Here is a 19,644-nt window from a genome sequence, read left to right on the forward strand (position 1 = left end):
CGAACATCCGTACCGGCGCATCGGGTCAAGTCCCCCCATTCCGGGACGCGGCATCCGGTGCATGGCGGTCCTGTTGCCTGTCCGCGCGGGTTCCCTGCGTGTCCTGCCCAATGCCGTGGCAGGCGCGGTCCTGAGGTTGGAGAGGCTGGTGAACACGTCCGTCAATGGTGCGCCGCAATGGCATCTGCAGGCCGAGGCGAACCGGACCCTGATCACATTGTCTGGCGACTGGATCGCTCAGACGGGCACCACCCCCGACTTTCCCGGCCATGGCCTTGATGGCGCCACCAGGGGAAAACCCCTTGAATTCTCCACCAGCGGGCTGGGGCGATGGGATACCTCGCTCATCAGTTTCCTGTGGGAACTCAAGCGCGACGCGCGGCTGGCCGATGTAACGGTCAAGGCGGACACCCTGCCGGATTCAGCGCGCAAGCTGCTTGACCTGCTGCCGGAAATCCCGCCCGACGCGCATGCGCTGCCGCCCCACCATTTCGCGCCGGTCGCCGCGGTGGGGCAGTTCACGCTCGATACCCTCAACGAAATCGGCTGCGTCACCGAAATGGGGGTCGCCACGGGCCAGGGCGGCCTGCGCGCGCTGATGGGCAAGGGGATGATGCGCACCATCGACCTGCTGTCGGACGTGCGCGCGGCGGGACCGTCGGCGCTGCTGATCGTGGGCGTGGTCAATTTCCTTGTCGGCGCGATCCTTGCCTTTGTCGGCGCGGTGCAGCTGCATAAATTCGCGGCCGACATCTATGTCGCAAGCCTGGTGGGAATCGCCATGGTGCGCGAAATGTCCGCCGTCATGACCGCCATCATCATGGCGGGCCGGACGGGCGGCGCCTATGCCGCGCGGATTTCGACCATGCAGGGGAACGAGGAAATCGACGCGCTGAATGTCTTTGGCATTCCCGTCTCCAGTTACCTTATCCTGCCATCGGTCCTTGCCCTCGTGCTGACGATGCCGCTGCTGTATCTTTATGGCTGCCTGATCGGCATGTTCGGCGGGTTCTGCGTGTCGTACATCATGCTGAACGTGACGCCGCTGGGCTATTTCCACGAAACGCTCTATGCCGTGGCGCTGTCGCAGTTCGTGTTCGGTTTCATCAAGAGCATCGTGTTCGGCGGCTTCATCGGCCTGACCAGCTGCCGCATCGGGCTGAAGGCCGGGCGCAGTGCCGCGGACGTGGGCATCGCGGCGACGCGCGCGGTGGTCGTGGGCATCGTGGGCGTGATCGCCATCGACGCCATATTCGCCGTCATCGCCAACGTGATGGATATCTGACCCGATGAACGCAGACACGTCCCCGAATACGGCGCCCTCGACATCACAGCCTGTCGATCCTTCGCAGAATACCTCTGCCGAAACGATGCTGTCGGTGCGCGACGTCACGCTCGCCTTCGGGCCAAAGGTGATCCAGCACGACATCTCCTTCGACGTGAAGCGTGGCAGCATCTTTGCCGTCATGGGCGGGTCGGGCTGCGGCAAGAGCACCCTGCTCAAGAGCATGATCGGCCTGCTGCGCCCGGCGAAGGGCGAATACCTTGTCGGGACGGAAAATTACTGGGCGGGCGGGGATCAGGACCGGGTGCGCATCGGCCGCCGCTTTGGCGTCCTGTTCCAGAGCGGCGCGTTGTGGAGTTCGATGACGGTGGGCGAGAACGTGGCCCTGCCGATGCAGATGTTCACGTCACTCAAGCCGCATACCATCCGCCAGCTGGTCGAACTCAAGCTCGGGCTGGTGGGGATGCTGCATGCCATCGACCAGTTCCCCTCCGAACTCAGCGGCGGGATGAAAAAGCGCGCGGGCCTTGCGCGCGCCATGTCGCTGGACCCGGACATCCTGTTCTTTGACGAACCTTCCGCCGGGCTGGACCCCATTACGTCAGCCCGGCTGGATGAACTGATCCTCAACCTGCGTGACGGGCTGGGGGCGACGATCGTGCTGGTCAGCCATGAACTGTCCAGCCTGTTCGCCATCGCCGATGACGGCATCTTCCTCGACCCGGATTCCAAGACGGCGATCGCCCACGGGTCCCCCACGTGGATGCGCGATCACTGCGACAATCCGATGGTCCATGCCTTCATGCACCGCGAACGCACCGCGCCCACCAGCGACGGGGACAGGTAGGGGCCATGCCCGCCAGACAGACAGTCATCGGCGCACTGGTGCTGGGCGCGGCCTTCGTGGGGGTGGCGGTCCTGCTGGCGCGCGGGGATATCCCGTTCCTTCATCCCATGCGCGAGGCCGTGGTCGTGTTCGAGGATTCGACGGCGGGCCTTGATGTCGGCTCCCCCGTCAATTTCCGGGGCATTCCGGTCGGCGCGGTCGAAAGCATCAGGATCAGCGTCGATCCGACGATCCATCGCACCTATACCTCCGTCAATATCGTGTTTTCGGCGCGCCAGATCCCCGGCGGCGCGGATTTGCCGGACATTCCCGTGCTGGTGGCCGACGGGATGCGCGCGGACATGGTGCTGCACAGCTTTGTGACGGGGCAGTCGGAAATCGACCTCGACTTTTCCCCCAACACGCCCGCGCGCATGCATCCGGGCCTGTCGTCCCTGCCGGAAATCCCGGTGGGGCAGACGACGCTGCAGCAGCTGAAGGGGGAACTGGGCGCGCCGACGATGGAAAAGCTGAAGCATGACATCCGCACGGCGGTGGCCAGCATACGCCAGCTTGCCGGGGACCTGCATGCCGACCTGCCGCCCATGATCGCCAGCATCCGCGAGACCTCGCAACGCAGCCATGTCGCGGTGGTCACCATCCGCGCGGCGCTGACCGATGCCAGGACGCGCGGGGCCGCCACCCTGACGGCCATGGACCGGATGCTGACCACCGGGTCGCAGCAGATGGATGCCCGGCGCGCCGAACTGCGCGAACTGATCTCCAACACGCACCAGACGCTGGTGCAGGCGCATGAAACCATGGTGGGGGTGCGGCAGCTGATGTCGCCCCAGTCGGCGGAGCAGATCCACCTGGCCGAAACGATGCGTGACGTGACCGACGCCGCCTACGGGTTGCGCGGGTTCGCCAATGAAGTCGAAAGTAACCCGCAACTCCTGCTGATGGGACGCAGCCAATGATCTCGTGCCTGCCTGTTTTCCTTTCCCGCCGCATGGCCACCTGTCGCGCCGTGGGGGGACTGATCGTATCGGCCTCGCTGCTGGCGGCGTGTTCTTCCGCGCCGGTGAAGTTCTATACGCTGGGCGCATCCGCCATCGCCACCGGCGCGACCTCGCCCAGCGGCAGCGTGTCCCCGGTCACCGACTCCACCACCGTGATCGAGGTGGAGCACGCGCGCATCCCCGATTACCTCGACGGGCAGGACATCCTTGTGCGCGACGGGCATGAAATCGAACGCAGCTCCCTCGGCCGCTGGGCAAGCCGCCTGTCGGTGGGCGCCACGGATCTGGTCACCGCGCGCCTGGCGCAGAAATGGCCCGACCGCTTTGTCACGGACCAGCCCCAGCCGCAGCCCCCGACATGGCGCCTTGCCATCAACATCAGCCGCCTTGACGTCAGCCGTAACGGGGCCGCCGCGCTGAATGCCGACTGGTCCATCATCCCGCAGGACCTGCACCAGCCCATCCAGCGCAACCGCACCCATATCGAAACCACCGGCAGCGGGGCAGGCAGCAACAATCATGTTGCCGAGACGACGGAATCCCTGCTGGATCAGCTGAGTGACAAGATCGCGGCAAGCTGGCCGCACGCCACGCTGCCCACGACGCATGCCACCCACCATCGCGCGGGCGGCGCCAACCCGCCTGCGTAAAGGACTGTTTGAAAATATCGGCCTGGTAATACCCTGAATTCATAAAAGTTTTTGGTGAAGTTTTTTCCAGAAAGCCTTGAAAGATGTCGCCTTTTTGAAAAAAGGCGACACCCAAAAAACTTTTATTATTCTCTATCGGCAGGTTGTTTTCAGACTGCGCCTTTCGCTTCAGTCAGGGGTGACGGGTGCGAAACGCGGCACGCCATTTACCTCCTGCATCCACATCTCCAGCGGGCGGACCCAGTAATCGCCGCGTGCTTCGCTGCGGTAGGTCACCAGCCACTCTTCCGTCTCGCTATGACGGCCGACGCAGATGACAGTGTAAAGTCCCCCTTTGTAATGACGGTAAAGCCCCGGGGCGGGATGTGCGGGTGCAACCATTTGCATCGTGTCTCCTTCATTGCATCATGAAATGGACGGCCTTTCATGTCCGCCGTCCGATGACCTGAAAAACAGGGAGATATCCGTCGCATGTCCTGCCGCCCACGTCACCTGCCGTCATGTCCGCGCCGCCCCGTCACATGGTGGGCCGTGGCTGCGACGCTGCTGCTCGGGGCATGTCCCCCGGCCCATGCGCGGGCGGATCGTGGCGCGACGGTGGTGCTGGCGCAGCATCCCGGCACCGACCTGGACCGGCAGGCGCGGCAGCTGCAGGCACAGGACCTGCGTGACGCGCATGCACGCGGCGAACATCCGGTCGTACTGACGGCATCGGGGCCATTATCGGACAATGCGGGAGACATGGCGCTGTTCGTGCAGCTGCAATCCCCCAGCCTGTGCGGATCGGCGGGATGTTCGACGTCGGTTTTCCTGCGCCGTGGCGACAGGTGGAGCTGCGTCCTTGATTCGCTGAGCGGCCCCGTGCGCATCATGGCACAGACCCACGGTGACATGCATGACCTGCTGGTCGATGACGGCGACCGCTGGATCTGGAACGGCACCACCTATGTCGATACGCAGGCCACGCCCTCTCCGCCCCCGCCCGCGACGGGACGATAGGACAGGGCAGCCTGACAGGCCAACGGATATCCATGAAAGATGCTGGAGCGGGTGAAGGGAATCGAACCCTCGTATGCAGCTTGGGAAGCTGCCGTTCTACCATTGAACTACACCCGCGTGCCGCCTTCCTATAACCGACGCCCGCGCGCGATGCAATCGTTGTGGCATGCCCGCTGGCGACAGGCCGCCCCCCATCCCCGGTGCCCTGTCCCCGGTGGTTGACGAAGGCGGGTGCAATCCGCAATAACCGTCCCTGTCCCGCAGGCCCGGAAAGACGGGGGCGGTGCCCTCGTGATTTGATTCGGCCGGCTTGCGGCGAGGTTAAACAGACGCGCTAAAGAGGCCTGATACCGCCACAGGGCGCTGGTGTCATGGTTTCCACGGCCGGACGATCCATTGCCGAAGGAACCTGGTGCCGGACATTCCACCCCCTATTCCGGTCCAGGCGCTTGTCCTTTCGGTGTTTCTGACGATTTTCTGGTTTGGGAATCCTGACGATCATGACTGAGAACTCCACCCCTTCCGAATGGCGTCCGGCGACGCGCCTGCTTCATGCGGGCGAGGAACGCACCCCCTATGGCGAAACGAGCGAGGCGCTGTTCCTGACGTCGGGCTTTGTCTATGACAGTGCCGAGCAGGCGGAAGCGACCTTTCTGGGCGATGTGCAGCATTACCAGTACAGCCGCATCACCAACCCGACCGTAACCGCGCTGGAACGCCGCCTTGCGGATCTGGAAGGGGCGGAGGACTGCGTCACCACCTCCACCGGCATGGGGGCCGTGTCGTCCGCCCTTCTGGCGCAGGTGCGGGCGGGCGAACGCGTGGTCGCGTCGCGTGCCCTGTTCGGGTCGTGCCACTGGATCGTGGCCGAACTCCTGCCCCGCTATGGGGTGAAGACGGTGTTCGTCGATGGCGCGGATCACGCGGCATGGGCCGCCGCCCTGTCGGAACCGACCAGCGCCGTGCTGCTCGAAAGCCCGTCGAACCCGATGCTCGACATCCTCGACATCCGCGCGATCTGCGACCTTGCGCACAAGGCCGGGGCGCTGGTGGTGGTCGATAACGTCTTTGCCACCCCGCTGTACCAGAAGCCGCTGGAACTGGGCGCCGATGTCGTCGTCTATTCCTGCACCAAGCATATCGACGGACAGGGGCGCACGCTGGGCGGGGCGGTGCTGGGCCGCAAGGAATGGCTTGACGACGTGCTGCGCCCGTTCGTGCGCAACACGGGCAACACGCTGTCGCCATTTAACGCGTGGGTGATGCTCAAGAGTCTGGAGACCCTGTCGCTGCGGGTGAACGCGATGACCGCGAACGCCGGCCGGGTGGCGGACTTCCTCGCCTCCGCCCCGCAGGTCACGCGCGTCTTCTATCCCGGCCGCGCCGACCATCCGCAGCACGAACTCGCCATGAAGCAGATGAGCGCGGGCTCCACCCTGGTGGCGTTCGAGGTCGCGGGCGGCAAGGCGGGGGCCTTTGCCTTCATGAATGCGCTGCGTCTGATCTGCATCTCGAACAACCTGGGCGACGCGCGTTCGCTGGTGACGCATCCGGCGACCACCACCCATATGAAAATCGGGCCGGAGGAGCGCGCGCGCCTTGGCATTACCGATGGCACGATCCGCTTTTCCGTTGGACTGGAAGATGCGGAGGACCTGATTGACGACCTGCGTCGCGGCCTGAGTGCCGTCGCCGCGCGCTGAGTCACAGCCCGGAGCATCCTATGGCCCAAGACAAGCCGTTTCCCCCGCCCCCCGGACATGATCCGGAATCCGCGCTGGCCGCCGCCATGGAGAACACACCGTGTTACGAGGCACGGACAGGCGACGTGCGGGTGCTGGTGCAGACGTTCTGGCTGGATGACCAGTCGGAACCGGAGGAGCGGCGGTTTGTCTGGGCCTATCGCATCCGGGTGGAAAATCACGGGAACGCGGCCATACAGCTTCTGCGCCGCAGCTGGCATATCGTCGATGGGCAGGGCCGCGTGGAACGCGTGCAGGGCGACGGGGTCGTGGGGGAACAGCCGGTGATCGACGCCGATGGCTGTTTCGAATATATGTCCGGCGCGGCGCTGGAAACCCCCACGGGATTCATGGGCGGGACCTATCACATGATCCTGCTCGGCACGCACAAGCATTTCGACGTGCGCATCCCTTCCTTCAGCCTCGACAGCCCGCACCACACCGCAATCGTCCACTGACCCCCCGCCCCGCGCCGCCCGCGCAAAGGGGACGGCCCGCGAGAACAAGACAGAACAGCAATGACCCCCACCGATACCGCCCCGTTGCACCGCCCCACGCGTGAGGAGGCAGAAGATGCCGTGCGCACGCTTCTGCGCTGGGCCGGCGAAGATCCCGGACGCGAGGGCCTGCATGACACGCCATCGCGCGTCGTCCGTTCGTACGAGGAATTTTTCTGCGGCTATGCCGAGGATCCGGTCGATCTCCTGACCCGCACCTTTTCCGAGGTGGAGGATTATGACGAGATGGTGCTGCTGCGCGATATCCGCTTTGAAAGCCATTGCGAACACCACATGGTGCCCATCGTCGGCGTCGCGCATGTCGCCTATCTGCCGCGCAAGCGCGTGGTGGGCATTTCAAAGCTGGCGCGCGTCGTCGATGCCTATTCCAAGCGTTTCCAAATTCAGGAACGCCTGACCGCGCAGATCGCCAATACCATCAACGACGTGCTGCAGCCCCGTGGCGTGGGCGTGGTGATCGAGGGATCGCACCAGTGCATGACGACGCGCGGCGTGCATCGCCCCGGCGTGTCCATGGTCACCAGCCGCATGCTGGGCACGTTCCGCAGCAATTCGGACACGCGGCGCGAATTCCTGTCGATCCTGAACCGTCCCGGCGTTACCGGCGGGGTCTAGGCGACCATCATCGTTAAAGAAGTTTCTGGTGAAGCTTTTTGCAAAAAGCTTCGTAAGAACGCCGCCTTTTTGAAAAAAGGCGGCACCCAAGAACTTCCGTTACCTTTCCATCACTCCCCCTGATGAGGGCCGGTCAGATTTCAACCCGCGCGCCTAGGACGGCGATGAACTGCGCCAGCCATGCCGGATGGGCGGGCCATGCCGGGGCCGTCACCAGCAGCCCGTCGGTGACGGCCGCGTCAATCGCGATATCGGCATAGATCCCGTCCGCCAGTTCCACGTCGGGACGGCAGGCGGGATAGGCGGACACCGTGCGGCCCGCAATGACCCGCGCCGCCGCCAGCAGCTGTGCCGCGTGGCAGATCGCGGCCACGGGCCGGTCGGCAAAGGCACGCACCAGCGCGATCACCCGCGCGTCAAGGCGCAGATATTCCGGTGCCCGCCCGCCGGGAATGACCAGCCCGGCATATTCCTCATGCCGCACGTCATCGAATGTCGCCGTCAGGGCAAAGCGATGGCCGGGCTTTTCGCTGTAGGTCTGCGCGCCCTCGAAATCATGGATCGCGGTCAGGACGTGATCGCCCTTCTTCCTGCCCGGACAGACGGCATCAACCTGATAGCCGAGCATGCTCAGCGCCTGGTACGGGACCATGATTTCATAGTCCTCGACATAGTCACCAGCCAGCAGAAGGAGTTTTTTCACCATTTCGGAAGCCTCCGTTTCAGGGTCATCGCGGGCGGCAGAGCGGCGGGGGATCAGTCGTGCCCGGCCGGCAGATGTTCGCGCAGGCGGGGCATCAGCTCGACAAAGTTGCAGGGCACGTGGCGGCTATCGAGCTGCCAGACAAGGATGTCGTCCCACCCGTCGCGCACCGCGCCCGTCGATCCCGGCAGCGCGAACAGGTACGTGCCCTCCGCCACCCCCGCAAGCGCCCGCGACTGTATGGTGGAAGTCCCGATCTTCTGGTACGACAGCATGCGGAACAGTTCGCCAAATCCCTCGATCCGCTTGTCGATGACGCGTTCGAAGGCTTCGGGCGTGACGTCGCGGCCGGTAACGCCTGTGCCGCCGGTGGAAATCACCACGTCGATCTGCGGATCGGCAATCCATTGCGACAGCAGCACGGCGATGGCGTCCACGTCATCGCGTTCGATCGCGCGCGCCGCCAGGTGATGGCCCGCCGTGGCGATCCGTTCGGCCAGGATATCGCCCGAGCGGTCATCCGCCAGCGTGCGGGTATCGGACACCGTCAGCACCGCGATGCGCACCGGCAGGAAGGGTTTTTTCATATCCAGTCGAGACATGGCGCGATTTTCGCTCCGCCCCGCACCATTCGTCAACGTCGATCTGAGAGGATGAAGTCCGTCACATTCTTTTTATATAAACATGACCAAAGCGGAAGTTTAAAAATAACTTTCCCCAATATTTGTGCGTTGCACAAAAAAACTGTCTCTTTCGTGACAACGAAATATTTTTACAGTTCAGATATTGCGTGAGATTATGCATCATATTATTTCAGAATAAATTAATTTTCATAAAATCTACTGTCCAAGGTTCATATTCGATATGAAATATGCTACGGATGCGCGGATGATCAGAACAATTCCATTCTTTCTTGCCCCCATCGCGCTGTCTTTTCTGGCACTTTTTGCATTTCGGCAGCCCGCGTCCGCGCAGGCCCTTCCTGGTGACAGCATGGGTGGAATCGGCACCCAGCCCATGATGGCAGCCAATGCACGGCGCACGGACTCCGCCTGGGCGCAGGATCCGGGACAGTTCTTCAGCGCGCCTTATGGCGACCAGCACTTCTTCGGAAGCTGGCTGGGCCTGCAGCCATGGCTGGTCAGGCACGGCATCCACATCGCCGCGGACGAGCATGAGGAACTGGCCGGGAACTTCCGCGGCGGCGCCAAGCAGGGCGTCACCGATGCGGGGCAGACGGGCGTGGAAATCGACATCGACTGGAACAAGCTGGCGGGGCTGAAGAATTTCTGGACTCACACCATGATCGTCAATGGTCATGGCACGAACCTCAGCACCGAATACATTCATGATTCCCTTGGCGGGGTCCAGCAGATTTACGGCGCGCGTGGTAACGTCGTGGCGCATCTGGTCTATATGTACGCCGAACAGTCGCTGTTCCATAACCGGCTGGACATCAGCGCGGGCTGGATTCCGGTCGGCAGCTTCTTTGCCGCATCACCGCTGTTCTGTAACTTCATGAACGTGTCGATCTGCGGAAATCCCGCGCCGGGCAAGTATGTACCGGGTGGCCGTGACTGGCCCTCGGGCAACCTTGGCGTCGTGATGCGCGTCATGCCGACCGTCGATACCTATATCATGGCGTCCATGTTCGCCGTCTCGCCCCATGCCTTTAACGGCGGCATCTCCGGCTGGGCCTGGGCGCAGAGCGGGCTTGGACATTTCTCCACCCCGGTGGAAATCGGCTGGCTGCCGGAATTCGGGCCCCATCACCTCGCCGGTCATTACAAGGCGGGATATGGCTATGACAATTCGCAGTACAACGACCTGTACCAGGACATCAACGGCGGTTCGGCGGTAAGGACCGGCCTGCCCTTCCGCAAGGAATCCGGCGTCAGCACGGCATGGTTCCAGGCGGACCAGATGATCATGCGCAATGGCAAGGGGCCGACGAACGGCCTGATCGGCATGGCCGGTTACATGTACACGTCGGGCAAGGTATCCGCCATGAAGCAGCATGCGTGGGCGGGCATGATCGAAACCGGCGCGAAATGGGGCCGTCCCCTCGATACCATGGGCGCGATGTTCCATTATTTCGAGATGAGCCGTTCCTCCGTGTTGCAGCAGGAATCCTCCATGCTGACGGGACAGCCCCTGCTGTCGAACCAGTGGGGCGCGGCATGGGGCATCCAGACGCATGAGGATGTCTATGAACTGTTCTACAACATCCATGCTGCACGCGGCATGAGCTTCCAGCCGGATTTCCAGTACATCAACCGTCCGGGCGGCACGACGACCTATCACGACGCCGCGGTCATGGCGTTGCAGTTCAACTGCATCCTATAATCGCGCGACGCATAATCGCGCGATACGGGCAGATCCTGCGAATCCGCCACGGAAATACGTGACCGGCGCGTCAGGCCTGTATAAGGCGGCATCATGACAGACGCCGCCCGCATGCCCGCCATGGACGATCCCGACGCCATCGCCGGGGCCGCCATGGCCCTGTATCCCGAAAGCTGCCGGGGCACGCCCCGCCTGTTATGCCTGTCGGAAAATGCCACCTACCGCGTTGACCTGCCCGATGGCGGCAGGCGCGTGCTGCGGGTGCACCGGCCGGGATATCACGATGCCGACGAAATCCGCAGCGAACTCGCATGGCTCGACAGCCTGCGCCGCGACGGGATTCGCACGCCCGTTCCGGTCCGGGGGCTGGATGGGGAATGGCTGCATCATGTCGCCCCTCCTGGCGTGGCGGGCCGACATGTCGTCATGTTCGACTGGATCGCGGGAACGCAGCCCACCGCCGATATCGATCCGGCCAGCTTTGCCCGCCTTGGCCGCATCACCGCGCGCCTGCACCGCCACAGCCGCCAGTGGAGTCGCCCGCCCGGATTCCGGCGCAGGGCATGGACGCATGCCACGATGGTCGGGCCGGACGCCCCGTGGGGACGGTGGCAGGAGGCACGTGGCCTGGACAGGACGTCGCATGACGTGATCGCCCACGCCGTGGAGCGGATTGGTGCCGAACTGGCGGAGTATGGACAGGGGGCGGAGCGTTTCGGCCTGATCCATGCGGACCTGCGGCTGGCGAACCTGCTGATCGAGGGGGAGGCCACGCACATCATCGATTTTGACGATTGCGGCTTCAGCTGGTTCATGCAGGACCTTGCCGCCGCGATCAGCTTTTTCGAGGACCATCCCCACGTGCCCCGCTGGATCGGACACTGGATCCGTGGATACGAGACCATCGCGCGTCTGGGGCAGGCCGACCTGTCCATCCTGCCCGCCCTGATCGCGCAGCGGCGGATACAGCTGATGGCATGGGGTGCCTCCCACGCCGAAACCGCGCAGGTCAGGGCACTGGGTCCAGGCTGGAACGCACGTAGCGTGACATTATGTCGGGATTATCTGGCGGAACGGCTGGCGCGGACCATCGCGGGATGATGGCGGCGAAGGGAATCGGACAGCGGATCACGGGTGATCCATGTCATTCACCGATCCCGGCAGCGATGTTACCCAATCACGACAGGGGCACACAGGCCATGCCGGTCCTGACGGGTGGGGAGAATCAGGCGCTTTCGGCGGAACAATCGAGCGTGCGGGCATAATCCAGCAGCGCGCGGCGATGACTGAGGTGAATGGAACGCACATTCTGCGAACGCGCGGTCGTGTCGTCGGAAGACAGGGCAGGCGCGCCGGGATGCGAAGATGGCTTGATAAGCGTGTCAGTCACTGAAGGCATCGTTTCGTGTTCCATCATCGTGCTGAAGCATAAAGTTACATACGCGGCGGGTATCGGCGACCGCTAATTATTACTTAATCGTCATATATGACCAGATTGAGGCAGCAAGGCCATAGTTCAAATTTATCTTTGCGGCGTCGATCACATTTTTGTTTACAGACACTCCGGCTTTCCCATGCCGCTTGTGACGCGCTGATGGCTGGTGATAACTCCGCCCATGCGCTTTGTTCACACATCCGACTGGCAGATCGGCAAGGTGTTCCGCTTTGCCGACGACGACACGCAATCCGTCCTGCAGGACCAGCGGCTGGAGGTGATCGGCCGCCTGGGCCAGCTTGCGCGCGCGCAGGGGGCTGCGGCCGTGGTCGTGGCGGGCGATATCTATGACCATGAAATCCCGGTCGAACGCACCCTGCGCCAGCCGATCGAACGCATGCGGCAGTTCCCCGACCTGTGCTGGCACCTGATCGCGGGAAACCATGACCCGCACGTGCCCGGCGGCATCTGGGACCGGCTGCGCGCCATCGGGCTGCCGGACAACGTGACCGCCCATCTGGACGGACAGGCCACGCCGATGGACCCGGCAGGGACGGCATGGGTCATTCCCGGCGGCCTGAAACGCCGCCATGTCGCGACCGACCCCACGGCGGACATGGATACCGCGCAGACGCCACCCGGCGTCATCCGCGTGGGACTCGCCCACGGGTCGGTGCGCGATTTCGGCGATACGGCGCACAACCCCAACCGCATCGCCATCGACCGCGCGCGGCAGGCGGGGCTGTCCTACCTCGCGTTGGGGGACTGGCACGGGATGCAGCGCATCGACGAACGCACATGGTACAGCGGCACCCCCGAAATCGACGGATTCGACCGGGGCGGCGATGGCGGGGGAAACGCCCTCGTGGTGGAGCTTGCCGGTCCCAATGCCCGGCCGGAGGTCACGTCCCATCGCGTGGGCCGCTTCGTCTGGCATCGCGACAGCGCCACCCTGACCGGGACGCAGGACATCGCGGCGCTGGAACACCGCCTGCGCAACATCGACCCGCAGGAGGCCGGGCGCGTTCTGGTCTGGCTGTCGGTGCGCGGCGCCCTGTCGCTGGAGGACCTGCAGGCCTACCAGAACACGCTCGACGCCCTGTCCTCCGCCCTGCGGCTGCTGCGCGTGGACGGGGAACCAACCCTGCTGCCGCGTGCCGATGACCTCGACCTGTTCGGGACGGGCGCGGTGCGCGAGGCCGCGCGCCTGCTGTCGGAACGCGCGGCCACCGGGCCGGAGGAACAGCGCGACATCGCGGTCGCCGCCCTGCGCCGTCTGGCGCTTGCGGTGCATGCGGCCCCCGGCGGCAAGGGAGATGCATCATGATCCTGCATGGGCTCGAGGTCGCGCAGCTGCGCAAATTCATCGCCCCCACGCGGCTGTGTGGGCTGGGGCCGGGGCTGAACGTGCTGGCGGCGCGCAACGAATTCGGGAAATCCACCCTGCTGGCCGCACTGCGCGCGGCGTTCCTGCTGCGCTATTCGTCGACCAGCCAACCCGTCCGGGACCTGCTGCCGCTGTCCGATCGCGGGGCGGGGCCGACGGTGCGCGTCGATTTCAGCATCGGCGACATGTCGTGCCAGATGGAAAAGCGTTTCCTGTCACGCTCATCCATGACCCTGCAGATCGGGGGAGAAACATTCCGTAATAACGATGCAGAGGAACAACTGCAGCAGATCATGGGGCTGGAAGCACAGGCACGCGGAGAAGCTAAAAGCATCTGGAGCGCGCTGTGGGTCACGCAGGGCGATAGCCTGCGCCAGCCCGACCTGAGCGGCCGGGCCGGAGACCGCCTGACCGCCTGCCTTGAGGGCGAACTGGGCAACATCACCGGCGGGGCGGAGGCGACGCGGCTGCTTGCGACCGTGCGGGAGGAACGCGCCGTCCTGCTGGACGGGCGCGGCCATCCCCGGGGACGATACAAAAGCGCCATCGCGGAGGAAGAGGCCGCCATCGCGGAAATCGCCCGCCTGGTGGAACGCCGCCGCGTGCTGGAGGACGACATCGAAACGCTGGCGGAACAGCGCCGCCTTCTGCACCATGCCGACGACGCCACCCGCCACGAGCAGGAGATGGCCGACCTGGCGCAGGCCCGGCACGAGCGCGAACGCCTGCACCAGCATGCCGGCCGCCTTCGCGCGGCGCAGGCGGAGGTGCGCGTGGCGCAGGGGGCGCTGGACCTTGTGAAAGAGGACATCACCCGCCGCGCCACGCTGGAGACGCGCCAGCAGCAGCTGCGCGCCCGCGCTACCGAACTGCGCGGCGCGATGGAGGCGGCGCGACAGCGCCTTGCCCGCGCGGAACAGGCACATGCCGAACGCCAGCACGACCTTGACCGCGCGATGACGCAGCTTCGCGATGCGCGTGAGGTGCATGCGCGCGTCAGGCGGCGCGAACAGGCGGGGCTGTGGCATCGCGAACGGGCCGACGCCATCACCCTTGTCACCCGGCTGGAGGACGCGGCGCGCGACGTGGCGCAGGCGGAGGTGCATCTGGCGACATGCCGGGTCGATGACGCGATGATCGATCGCCTGCGCGCAGCGGAACGGGCGGCGGACCGCGCGACGGCGCAGTGCAGGGCCTATGCCACGCGGCTGGAATTCGGGCTGCTGCCGGACATGGCGCGGCAGGTCAGCATCAATGGCGTCCCCCTGAACGATGTCGTCCAGAATGATGTCGTCCAGTCTGGCGCGGCGGTCGAAATCACGACGGCGACGACCCTGCATATCGCGGGCATTGGCGACATCCGCATCCAGCCGCCGGGCGACAGCGACCGTGACCGTGCCCTGGCCGCCCGGACGCAGGCGCGCGAGGCACTGGCGCAACTGCTGGCGCGGGCCGGATGCGATGACATGGCGCAGGCGCTGGATGCGCACGCCGCATGGCGTCAGGCCGAACGCGCCGTCAGCGACGCGCGCAAGAAACAGATCCACCTGCTGCCTGCCGACATGACCGACGCGGCGGCCGCGCTGGCGACGGCAAAGGCGCGGATCATGGATCTGGACCGTCAGCTTGCCGGGGTGGAAGACAACGATGCCGCGGCCACGCTCCCTCCCCTGTCCGATGCGCAGGCCGCCGTCAGTGCGGCGGAGGCACGGGTGGAGGCCGCGCGTGCCGCCCTGCTGCGCCCTGATGGCGAAAACCGGCAGGCGCGCGACATGCTGACGCGCCACGAAACGGAGCTGGAGCAGGCGACGCAGCAGCTTGAACAGGTCACCCGCGAACTGGCGGCCGAACGCGTAAGCCAGCCGGACGAGGCCCTGTCGGCCCGGCGGGACGCGGCACAGGCCGCGCGCGATGCGGCCGAACGCGCCGTGCGCGCGTGCGAGGCCGACTACCCCGACGTGGAGGAGGCCATGGTGGACGCCAAGATCAGCCGTCTGGAACGCGCGCTGGAGGATCGGCGCACGCGCGTGGGCGAACTGCGCCAGAGCATCGCGGCATTGTCGAGCCGCATCGAAATCGCCGAGGGCGACGGGCTCGACGAACGGATCGCGGGGCAGGAACGCCTGCGTGACGGACATGCCCGCGAACGCGCCGAATGCGCGCGGCAGGTCGAAATCCTGACACTGCTGGCCGATACGCTGGCCACCACGGCGCGCGAAGCGACGGAACAGTATCTTGCCCCGCTGACACGCGCCATGGAACCGGCCCTGCGCGGCCTGTTCCCCAAGGCGCAGGTCACGCTCGGGCAGGATTTTTCCATTACCGCCATGACGCGCAACACGCATGAACAGTTCGGGGACCTGTCGGATGGCACGCGCGAACAGATCGCGGTGCTGGCACGGCTGGGGATGGCGGACCTGCTGCATACGCGCGGGCAGCATGCGATGGTGATCCTGGATGACGCGCTGACATTTTCCGACAGCGGCCGGATGGAGCGGATGTTCGATATCCTGACCGAAATGTCGCAGCGCATGCAGATCATCATCCTGACATGCCGGGCGGAACAGTTCGCCGGCCTTGGCGCGCGCCGCCTGAGCGTGGTTTCCGAATGACAGGCACCCTGCCGGGGCGGTAACTGCCTGTCATCAGGGGGGATCAAAAACCGCCCCTTGAGACGCCCGGCAATCATGAAAGGTTTTTGGTGAAGCCTTTTGCAAAAAGCTTCGAAAGGACGACGTCTTTTAAAAAAAGGCGGCACCCGAAAACGTCTGTCATCCTGATCCGGAACTGTTTTCAGGCATCCTCCCGGACGCCAGACGCATATTGTTGCCAGTGCCGGAATTGCGCGATATTTCTGGTCCCGTCATCTCGACGCCAGCCCAGCATCCATCAGGTTCGGGGATCATGAATTACGTTTCCCAATCCGCCCTGCACATCCTGTCCGGACAGGAACGCCACCCCCGGGCAGAGACTTCCCTGATTTCGATCGTCCTCGTCATCCTTGTCATGGTCACGTCGCGCGATGCGAAGGACACGCATTCCCGCCAGACCGCCACGGGACCGGGTCGCACCCCCGGTCATGGCATGCGGGGATTGTGGGACAGGTTTCGTGGCTGGCGAAAAGCCCGGCTTTCCCATTCCCGCTCCCGCTCCGGTGGGCCAAAATCACAATGAACGGCATGATGATGGACACGCAATATTCCCGCTTTCCGTGGCCCGTGGCGTGACGCAGCGCCCCCCGGACGAAGGGCGCGGGCCGCAGCGGCGGACCTTCCTGCATGCCGGCCTCTGTGCGGCGGCGACCTGTCTTGCGGGCCGGACGGTTCGTGCGGCCGAGCCCCCGCACGATGTCACCTTTGTCGAGGATTTCGACGAGTTGTGGTCAACGCTGGCGCAACGTTACTGCTTCTTTTCCGACAAGCAGACGGACTGGAACCGGGTGCGCGCGCTGTACCGCCCGATGGCTGTGCGCGCCACCTCCACCGATGCCTTTGCCGACATCGTGCGGCGGGTGCTGGCGGAACTGTACGATGCGCATACCCACCTGTCGCAACCATCGGACGGAATGCCGCGCTGGCCGCTTTATGACCTTATGGCAAACAGGCAGGCCGACAGGATCAGGATCGAGGCCGTGGCGGAAGACAGCGCGGCCTCCGCCGCCGGGCTGCGCGCCGGGGACGTGATCGCGGCAATCGATGGCCGCCCCGCCGGGCAGGTCATGCGCGACCTGATGCCCCGATGCCTGCGCGGCCCCGACAGGAACGCGGATACATATGTCGCCAATGTCGCGGTGGCCGGACGGGTCGGCCAGGGCCGCACGCTGCTGCTTGAACGACAGGGAGAGGCCCCACGGCCGGTCAGCCTGCCGGTCAGGAAAACGGCCGCAAAACCCGACGTGGAATGGCGGCGCCTTGCGGGCAATATCGGCTATATCGCCATTCGCGGTTTTGGCGATGAAAAGGTCGTGCGGGATTTCGATGACGCGCTGATGGCGCTGCGCGATACCGGCGGGCTGGTGATTGACGTGCGATATGACGGGGGCGGCGATACGGCGATCGCCCGACCGATCATGGGCCGTTTCATCGACACGCCGAAACCCTATGCGATGATGCGACGCCGCGACGGCAGCCATCTTGGCCCGTCATGGACGGAAACCGTCGAACCAGCGGGGCCGTTCACCTACAGCCGTCCCGTCGTTGTCCTGACAAACCACTGGAGCGCCAGCATGGCGGAGGGATTTCCCATGGGCATGCGCGACATCGGCCGGGCGATAGTGGTGGGCACCCCCATGATGGGCCTGGGCGCCGCGGTATTTCCCATATGCCTCGACCGTACGGGGATACAGGCCCAGTATTCGGCGGAACCGGTTTACGATACGGCGGGGCGGCCACGGTGGAAGATGCAGCCCGACATCTGCGTGCCGGAGGGTGGGGATATCCTGAACGCGGGCCTGCGGGCGCTTCATGCTTCGTAAGGGAATGTCCCAGGCAATCCACTGATAGAAACAAAAGTTTTTTGGGCGTCACCTTTTTTCAAAAAGGCGGCGTCTTTCGAAGCTTTTTGAAAAAAGCTTCACCAAAAACTTCTTCCCGTTTTGCTCGATGTCTCACGGGCGATAAAAAAGAAGGGGGCGCAAGGCCCCCTCCCGTCATGATGGCGTCCGCGATTGCGATTACTGGTTTTCAGGCGGGCGGGCGTTGGCATTGGCCACGCGGCGTCCCCACGAAATCAGGTCGCTGGTGCAGTCGTCGCGGTCGATGACACATTCGATCAGGGTCGGGCCTTCACGATTGGCCAGTCCCTTTCTGATCGCCTGTTCCAGTTCCCCGCCCGTGGTCGCCTTAAAGCCGAGGCCCTTGCCGTCCTCCGCGTTGAAGACCTCCATCAGGCCGGCATAATCCCAGTTCTTGATGTTGTTGTACGGGCCATCATGGATCTGCACCTCAATGGTGTAGCCACGGTTATTGACCAGGAAGATCAGCACCGGCAGCTTCAGCCGCACCATCTGCGCCACTTCCTGCGCCGTCAGCTGGAACGACCCGTCACCCACCATCAGGACAACACGGCGTTCCGGTTCCGCCACGGCATAGCCGAAGGTGGCGGGCACCGACCATCCGATATGGCCCCACTGCATCTCCAGCTCCACGCGCGCGCCATGCGGCAGCTTCATCTGGATGGCGTTGAACCAGGAATCCCCCGTCTCCGCGATCAGGCTGGTCTGCGGCGTCAGCACGCCGCCGATCTGGCGCGCCATTTCCGCGCGCACCAGCGGCGCGGAAGGATCGGCCGCCGCGACCGGGGCCGCGGGCTTGTGGATGCGGTGGAATTCCGTGATCGTCGTGTCCTTTTTCGGACGCGTCCCCCACGCCTTCGTCACGCCATCGAGCACATCGCGCAGATGGATGCCGTCAAAGGCCATGCCCTCCACCGCAAGATGCCGCCCATCGGCCACCACGACGTTTTCGCCACGCGGCCACGCCGTCCAGCCCACGGTGGAATAATCATTGAACACCGGGGCCAGCGCGATGATGCCATCCGACCAGTCGAAGATCTGGCGCACGCCGGGGCTGCTGACATCGCCCCAGAAGGTGCCGACATAACCGGGATGGTCCTCGGGGAAGAAGCTCTTGGCCGCCGCCATGGTCGCAACCGCACAGCCCAGCGCGTCCGCCAGCCTGATGGCTGCCTCCTCCGCCCCGGCAGCACGAAGGCGGCTGCCGATCAGCAGGACCGGCTTCTTGCGGCTATCGATAAAGCGGGTCAGGGACTCCACCGCCTGCGTCAGGGTCGCGGCATCCGACGGCACCTCCGCCAGCACGGCGCTCGCCGGGCCGGGACGGGCACAGGGGGCTGCGGAAACATTGCACGCGATTTCGATATAGGCCGGCTTCTTCTCACGCAGCGCGGTGCGGATCGCATGATCGATCAGCGCCGGCGCCTCGGTCGCGGACGTGATGGAGACGGCAGCACAGGTCAGGCGCTTTGCGATTTCCAGCTGGTAGGAATAATCCGGCGTGCCGATCGTGTGGTGCAGGATNATGCCCGCTGCCGACATCGTTGGAATTGGGCGCGCCTGAAATCAGGATGACCGGCAGGTTTTCGGCATAGGCCCCGCC

Annotated in this window: 18 protein-coding genes, 1 tRNA gene, 1 pseudogene and 1 riboswitch (1 of these 21 cut by a window edge); of the genes and pseudogenes, 14 read left to right on the forward strand and 6 right to left on the reverse strand. The window is 64.6% G+C overall.

Annotated features, from left to right (window positions below):
• Window positions 1–148: 148 nt before the first annotated feature.
• From NJLHNGOC_RS04415 to NJLHNGOC_RS04430, 4 genes are all read left to right on the forward strand, one after another.
• Complete coding sequence (locus NJLHNGOC_RS04415) at window positions 149–1,285, forward strand: ABC transporter permease (RefSeq protein ID WP_239021332.1); 1,137 nt, start codon at window positions 149–151, stop codon at window positions 1,283–1,285.
• Window positions 1,286–1,370: 85 nt separating this feature from the next.
• Window positions 1,371–2,132 carry an ABC transporter ATP-binding protein gene (locus NJLHNGOC_RS04420; RefSeq protein WP_239021333.1) on the forward strand — a complete coding sequence of 254 codons (762 nt, stop codon included), beginning with the start codon at window positions 1,371–1,373 and terminating at the stop codon, window positions 2,130–2,132.
• Between the two features lie 5 nt (window positions 2,133–2,137).
• Window positions 2,138–3,091, forward strand: a complete 954-nt coding sequence (locus tag NJLHNGOC_RS04425; RefSeq protein ID WP_113595280.1) for an MlaD family protein — start codon at window positions 2,138–2,140, stop codon at window positions 3,089–3,091.
• Complete coding sequence (locus tag NJLHNGOC_RS04430) at window positions 3,088–3,783, forward strand: PqiC family protein (RefSeq protein WP_113595281.1); 696 nt, start codon at window positions 3,088–3,090, stop codon at window positions 3,781–3,783. The genes NJLHNGOC_RS04425 and NJLHNGOC_RS04430 overlap by 4 nt, the downstream gene beginning before the upstream one ends.
• A 168-nt stretch (window positions 3,784–3,951) precedes the next feature.
• On the opposite strand, the gene NJLHNGOC_RS04435 is transcribed toward NJLHNGOC_RS04430, so the two are convergent.
• On the reverse strand, window positions 3,952–4,164 hold the full coding sequence (locus NJLHNGOC_RS04435; RefSeq protein ID WP_110560408.1) for a DUF1653 domain-containing protein: 213 nt from the start codon (window positions 4,162–4,164) through the stop codon (window positions 3,952–3,954).
• Window positions 4,165–4,254: 90 nt separating this feature from the next.
• Here NJLHNGOC_RS04435 and NJLHNGOC_RS04440 point away from each other — a divergent pair, with 90 nt between their 5' ends.
• Entirely contained in the window at window positions 4,255–4,782 is a 528-nt protein-coding gene (locus NJLHNGOC_RS04440; RefSeq protein ID WP_338045542.1) for a hypothetical protein, read from the forward strand.
• A 43-nt stretch (window positions 4,783–4,825) separates the two neighbouring features.
• On the opposite strand, the gene NJLHNGOC_RS04445 is transcribed toward NJLHNGOC_RS04440, so the two are convergent.
• Window positions 4,826–4,899, reverse strand: a tRNA-Gly gene (locus tag NJLHNGOC_RS04445).
• A 161-nt stretch (window positions 4,900–5,060) separates the two neighbouring features.
• Window positions 5,061–5,141, forward strand: a riboswitch (SAM riboswitch).
• A 141-nt stretch (window positions 5,142–5,282) separates the two neighbouring features.
• On the opposite strand from NJLHNGOC_RS04445, the gene metZ reads away from it, so the two are divergent.
• The 3 genes from metZ to folE all read left to right on the forward strand — a co-directional run bounded on the left by metZ (window position 5,283) and on the right by folE (window position 7,657).
• Window positions 5,283–6,485, forward strand: a complete 1,203-nt coding sequence (gene metZ / locus NJLHNGOC_RS04450) for an O-succinylhomoserine sulfhydrylase (protein WP_113595331.1) — start codon at window positions 5,283–5,285, stop codon at window positions 6,483–6,485.
• A gap of 86 nt (window positions 6,486–6,571) precedes the next feature.
• The gene (apaG, locus tag NJLHNGOC_RS04455) at window positions 6,572–6,982 is read left to right on the forward strand and encodes a Co2+/Mg2+ efflux protein ApaG (protein WP_113595332.1); all 411 of its coding nucleotides are present in this window, start codon (window positions 6,572–6,574) and stop codon (window positions 6,980–6,982) included.
• A 60-nt stretch (window positions 6,983–7,042) separates the two neighbouring features.
• Entirely contained in the window at window positions 7,043–7,657 is a 615-nt protein-coding gene (gene folE / locus NJLHNGOC_RS04460) for a GTP cyclohydrolase I FolE (protein WP_110528716.1), read from the forward strand.
• Window positions 7,658–7,790: 133 nt separating this feature from the next.
• On the opposite strand, the gene NJLHNGOC_RS04465 is transcribed toward folE, so the two are convergent.
• Both NJLHNGOC_RS04465 and moaB read right to left on the reverse strand, forming a co-directional pair.
• A complete protein-coding gene (locus NJLHNGOC_RS04465) occupies window positions 7,791–8,363 on the reverse strand; it encodes a DJ-1/PfpI family protein (protein ID WP_113595282.1) in 573 nt (190 codons plus the stop codon).
• A gap of 50 nt (window positions 8,364–8,413) precedes the next feature.
• Window positions 8,414–8,962: a molybdenum cofactor biosynthesis protein B gene (moaB, locus tag NJLHNGOC_RS04470; protein WP_113595283.1), complete on the reverse strand. Its 549-nt coding sequence runs from the start codon at window positions 8,960–8,962 to the stop codon at window positions 8,414–8,416.
• Window positions 8,963–9,248: 286 nt separating this feature from the next.
• Here moaB and NJLHNGOC_RS04475 point away from each other — a divergent pair, with 286 nt between their 5' ends.
• A complete protein-coding gene (locus NJLHNGOC_RS04475) occupies window positions 9,249–10,706 on the forward strand; it encodes a carbohydrate porin (protein WP_456306355.1) in 1,458 nt (485 codons plus the stop codon).
• 93 nt (window positions 10,707–10,799) lie between these two features.
• Window positions 10,800–11,807 carry a phosphotransferase enzyme family protein gene (locus NJLHNGOC_RS04480; protein WP_239021324.1) on the forward strand — a complete coding sequence of 336 codons (1,008 nt, stop codon included), beginning with the start codon at window positions 10,800–10,802 and terminating at the stop codon, window positions 11,805–11,807.
• A 124-nt stretch (window positions 11,808–11,931) separates the two neighbouring features.
• Here the strand turns inward: NJLHNGOC_RS04480 and NJLHNGOC_RS15850 are convergent, their stop codons facing one another.
• Window positions 11,932–12,105: a hypothetical protein gene (locus NJLHNGOC_RS15850; RefSeq protein ID WP_165837841.1), complete on the reverse strand. Its 174-nt coding sequence runs from the start codon at window positions 12,103–12,105 to the stop codon at window positions 11,932–11,934.
• Window positions 12,106–12,322: 217 nt separating this feature from the next.
• On the opposite strand from NJLHNGOC_RS15850, the gene NJLHNGOC_RS04490 reads away from it, so the two are divergent.
• From NJLHNGOC_RS04490 to NJLHNGOC_RS04505, 4 genes are all read left to right on the forward strand, one after another.
• Window positions 12,323–13,468, forward strand: coding sequence for a metallophosphoesterase family protein (locus NJLHNGOC_RS04490; RefSeq protein ID WP_113595286.1), 1,146 nt, complete (start codon window positions 12,323–12,325; stop codon window positions 13,466–13,468).
• Window positions 13,465–16,140, forward strand: coding sequence for an ATP-binding protein (locus tag NJLHNGOC_RS04495; RefSeq protein WP_113595287.1), 2,676 nt, complete (start codon window positions 13,465–13,467; stop codon window positions 16,138–16,140). The genes NJLHNGOC_RS04490 and NJLHNGOC_RS04495 overlap by 4 nt, the downstream gene beginning before the upstream one ends.
• A gap of 292 nt (window positions 16,141–16,432) precedes the next feature.
• Window positions 16,433–16,702, forward strand: coding sequence for a hypothetical protein (locus tag NJLHNGOC_RS15855; protein ID WP_165837838.1), 270 nt, complete (start codon window positions 16,433–16,435; stop codon window positions 16,700–16,702).
• 49 nt (window positions 16,703–16,751) lie between these two features.
• Entirely contained in the window at window positions 16,752–18,002 is a 1,251-nt protein-coding gene (locus tag NJLHNGOC_RS04505) for a S41 family peptidase (protein ID WP_239021325.1), read from the forward strand.
• A gap of 198 nt (window positions 18,003–18,200) precedes the next feature.
• Here the strand turns inward: NJLHNGOC_RS04505 and NJLHNGOC_RS04510 are convergent.
• A pseudogene (locus NJLHNGOC_RS04510) lies at window positions 18,201–19,644 on the reverse strand (alpha-keto acid decarboxylase family protein); it runs 263 nt beyond the window's last position.

This window comes from Novacetimonas cocois, from assembly GCF_003311635.1.
In the GTDB taxonomy this organism is placed as follows: Bacteria; Pseudomonadota; Alphaproteobacteria; order Acetobacterales; family Acetobacteraceae; genus Novacetimonas; species Novacetimonas cocois.

Bases quoted from the DNA above. Each gene is read 5' to 3' on its own strand.
- NJLHNGOC_RS04420 (WP_239021333.1), top strand. From the start codon at position 1,371: ATGCTGTCGGTGCGCGACGTCACGCTCGCCTTCGGGCCAAAGGTGATC.
- NJLHNGOC_RS04425 (WP_113595280.1), top strand. From the start codon at position 2,138: ATGCCCGCCAGACAGACAGTCATCGGCGCACTGGTGCTGGGCGCGGCC.
- NJLHNGOC_RS04430 (WP_113595281.1), top strand. From the start codon at position 3,088: ATGATCTCGTGCCTGCCTGTTTTCCTTTCCCGCCGCATGGCCACCTGT.
- NJLHNGOC_RS04435 (WP_110560408.1), bottom strand. From the start codon at position 4,164: ATGGTTGCACCCGCACATCCCGCCCCGGGGCTTTACCGTCATTACAAA.
- NJLHNGOC_RS04440 (WP_338045542.1), top strand. From the start codon at position 4,255: ATGTCCTGCCGCCCACGTCACCTGCCGTCATGTCCGCGCCGCCCCGTC.
- metZ (WP_113595331.1), top strand. From the start codon at position 5,283: ATGACTGAGAACTCCACCCCTTCCGAATGGCGTCCGGCGACGCGCCTG.
- apaG (WP_113595332.1), top strand. From the start codon at position 6,572: ATGGAGAACACACCGTGTTACGAGGCACGGACAGGCGACGTGCGGGTG.
- folE (WP_110528716.1), top strand. From the start codon at position 7,043: ATGACCCCCACCGATACCGCCCCGTTGCACCGCCCCACGCGTGAGGAG.
- NJLHNGOC_RS04465 (WP_113595282.1), bottom strand. From the start codon at position 8,363: ATGGTGAAAAAACTCCTTCTGCTGGCTGGTGACTATGTCGAGGACTAT.
- moaB (WP_113595283.1), bottom strand. From the start codon at position 8,962: ATGTCTCGACTGGATATGAAAAAACCCTTCCTGCCGGTGCGCATCGCG.
- NJLHNGOC_RS04475 (WP_456306355.1), top strand. From the start codon at position 9,249: ATGATCAGAACAATTCCATTCTTTCTTGCCCCCATCGCGCTGTCTTTT.
- NJLHNGOC_RS04480 (WP_239021324.1), top strand. From the start codon at position 10,800: ATGACAGACGCCGCCCGCATGCCCGCCATGGACGATCCCGACGCCATC.
- NJLHNGOC_RS15850 (WP_165837841.1), bottom strand. From the start codon at position 12,105: ATGCCTTCAGTGACTGACACGCTTATCAAGCCATCTTCGCATCCCGGC.
- NJLHNGOC_RS04490 (WP_113595286.1), top strand. From the start codon at position 12,323: ATGCGCTTTGTTCACACATCCGACTGGCAGATCGGCAAGGTGTTCCGC.
- NJLHNGOC_RS04495 (WP_113595287.1), top strand. From the start codon at position 13,465: ATGATCCTGCATGGGCTCGAGGTCGCGCAGCTGCGCAAATTCATCGCC.
- NJLHNGOC_RS15855 (WP_165837838.1), top strand. From the start codon at position 16,433: ATGAATTACGTTTCCCAATCCGCCCTGCACATCCTGTCCGGACAGGAA.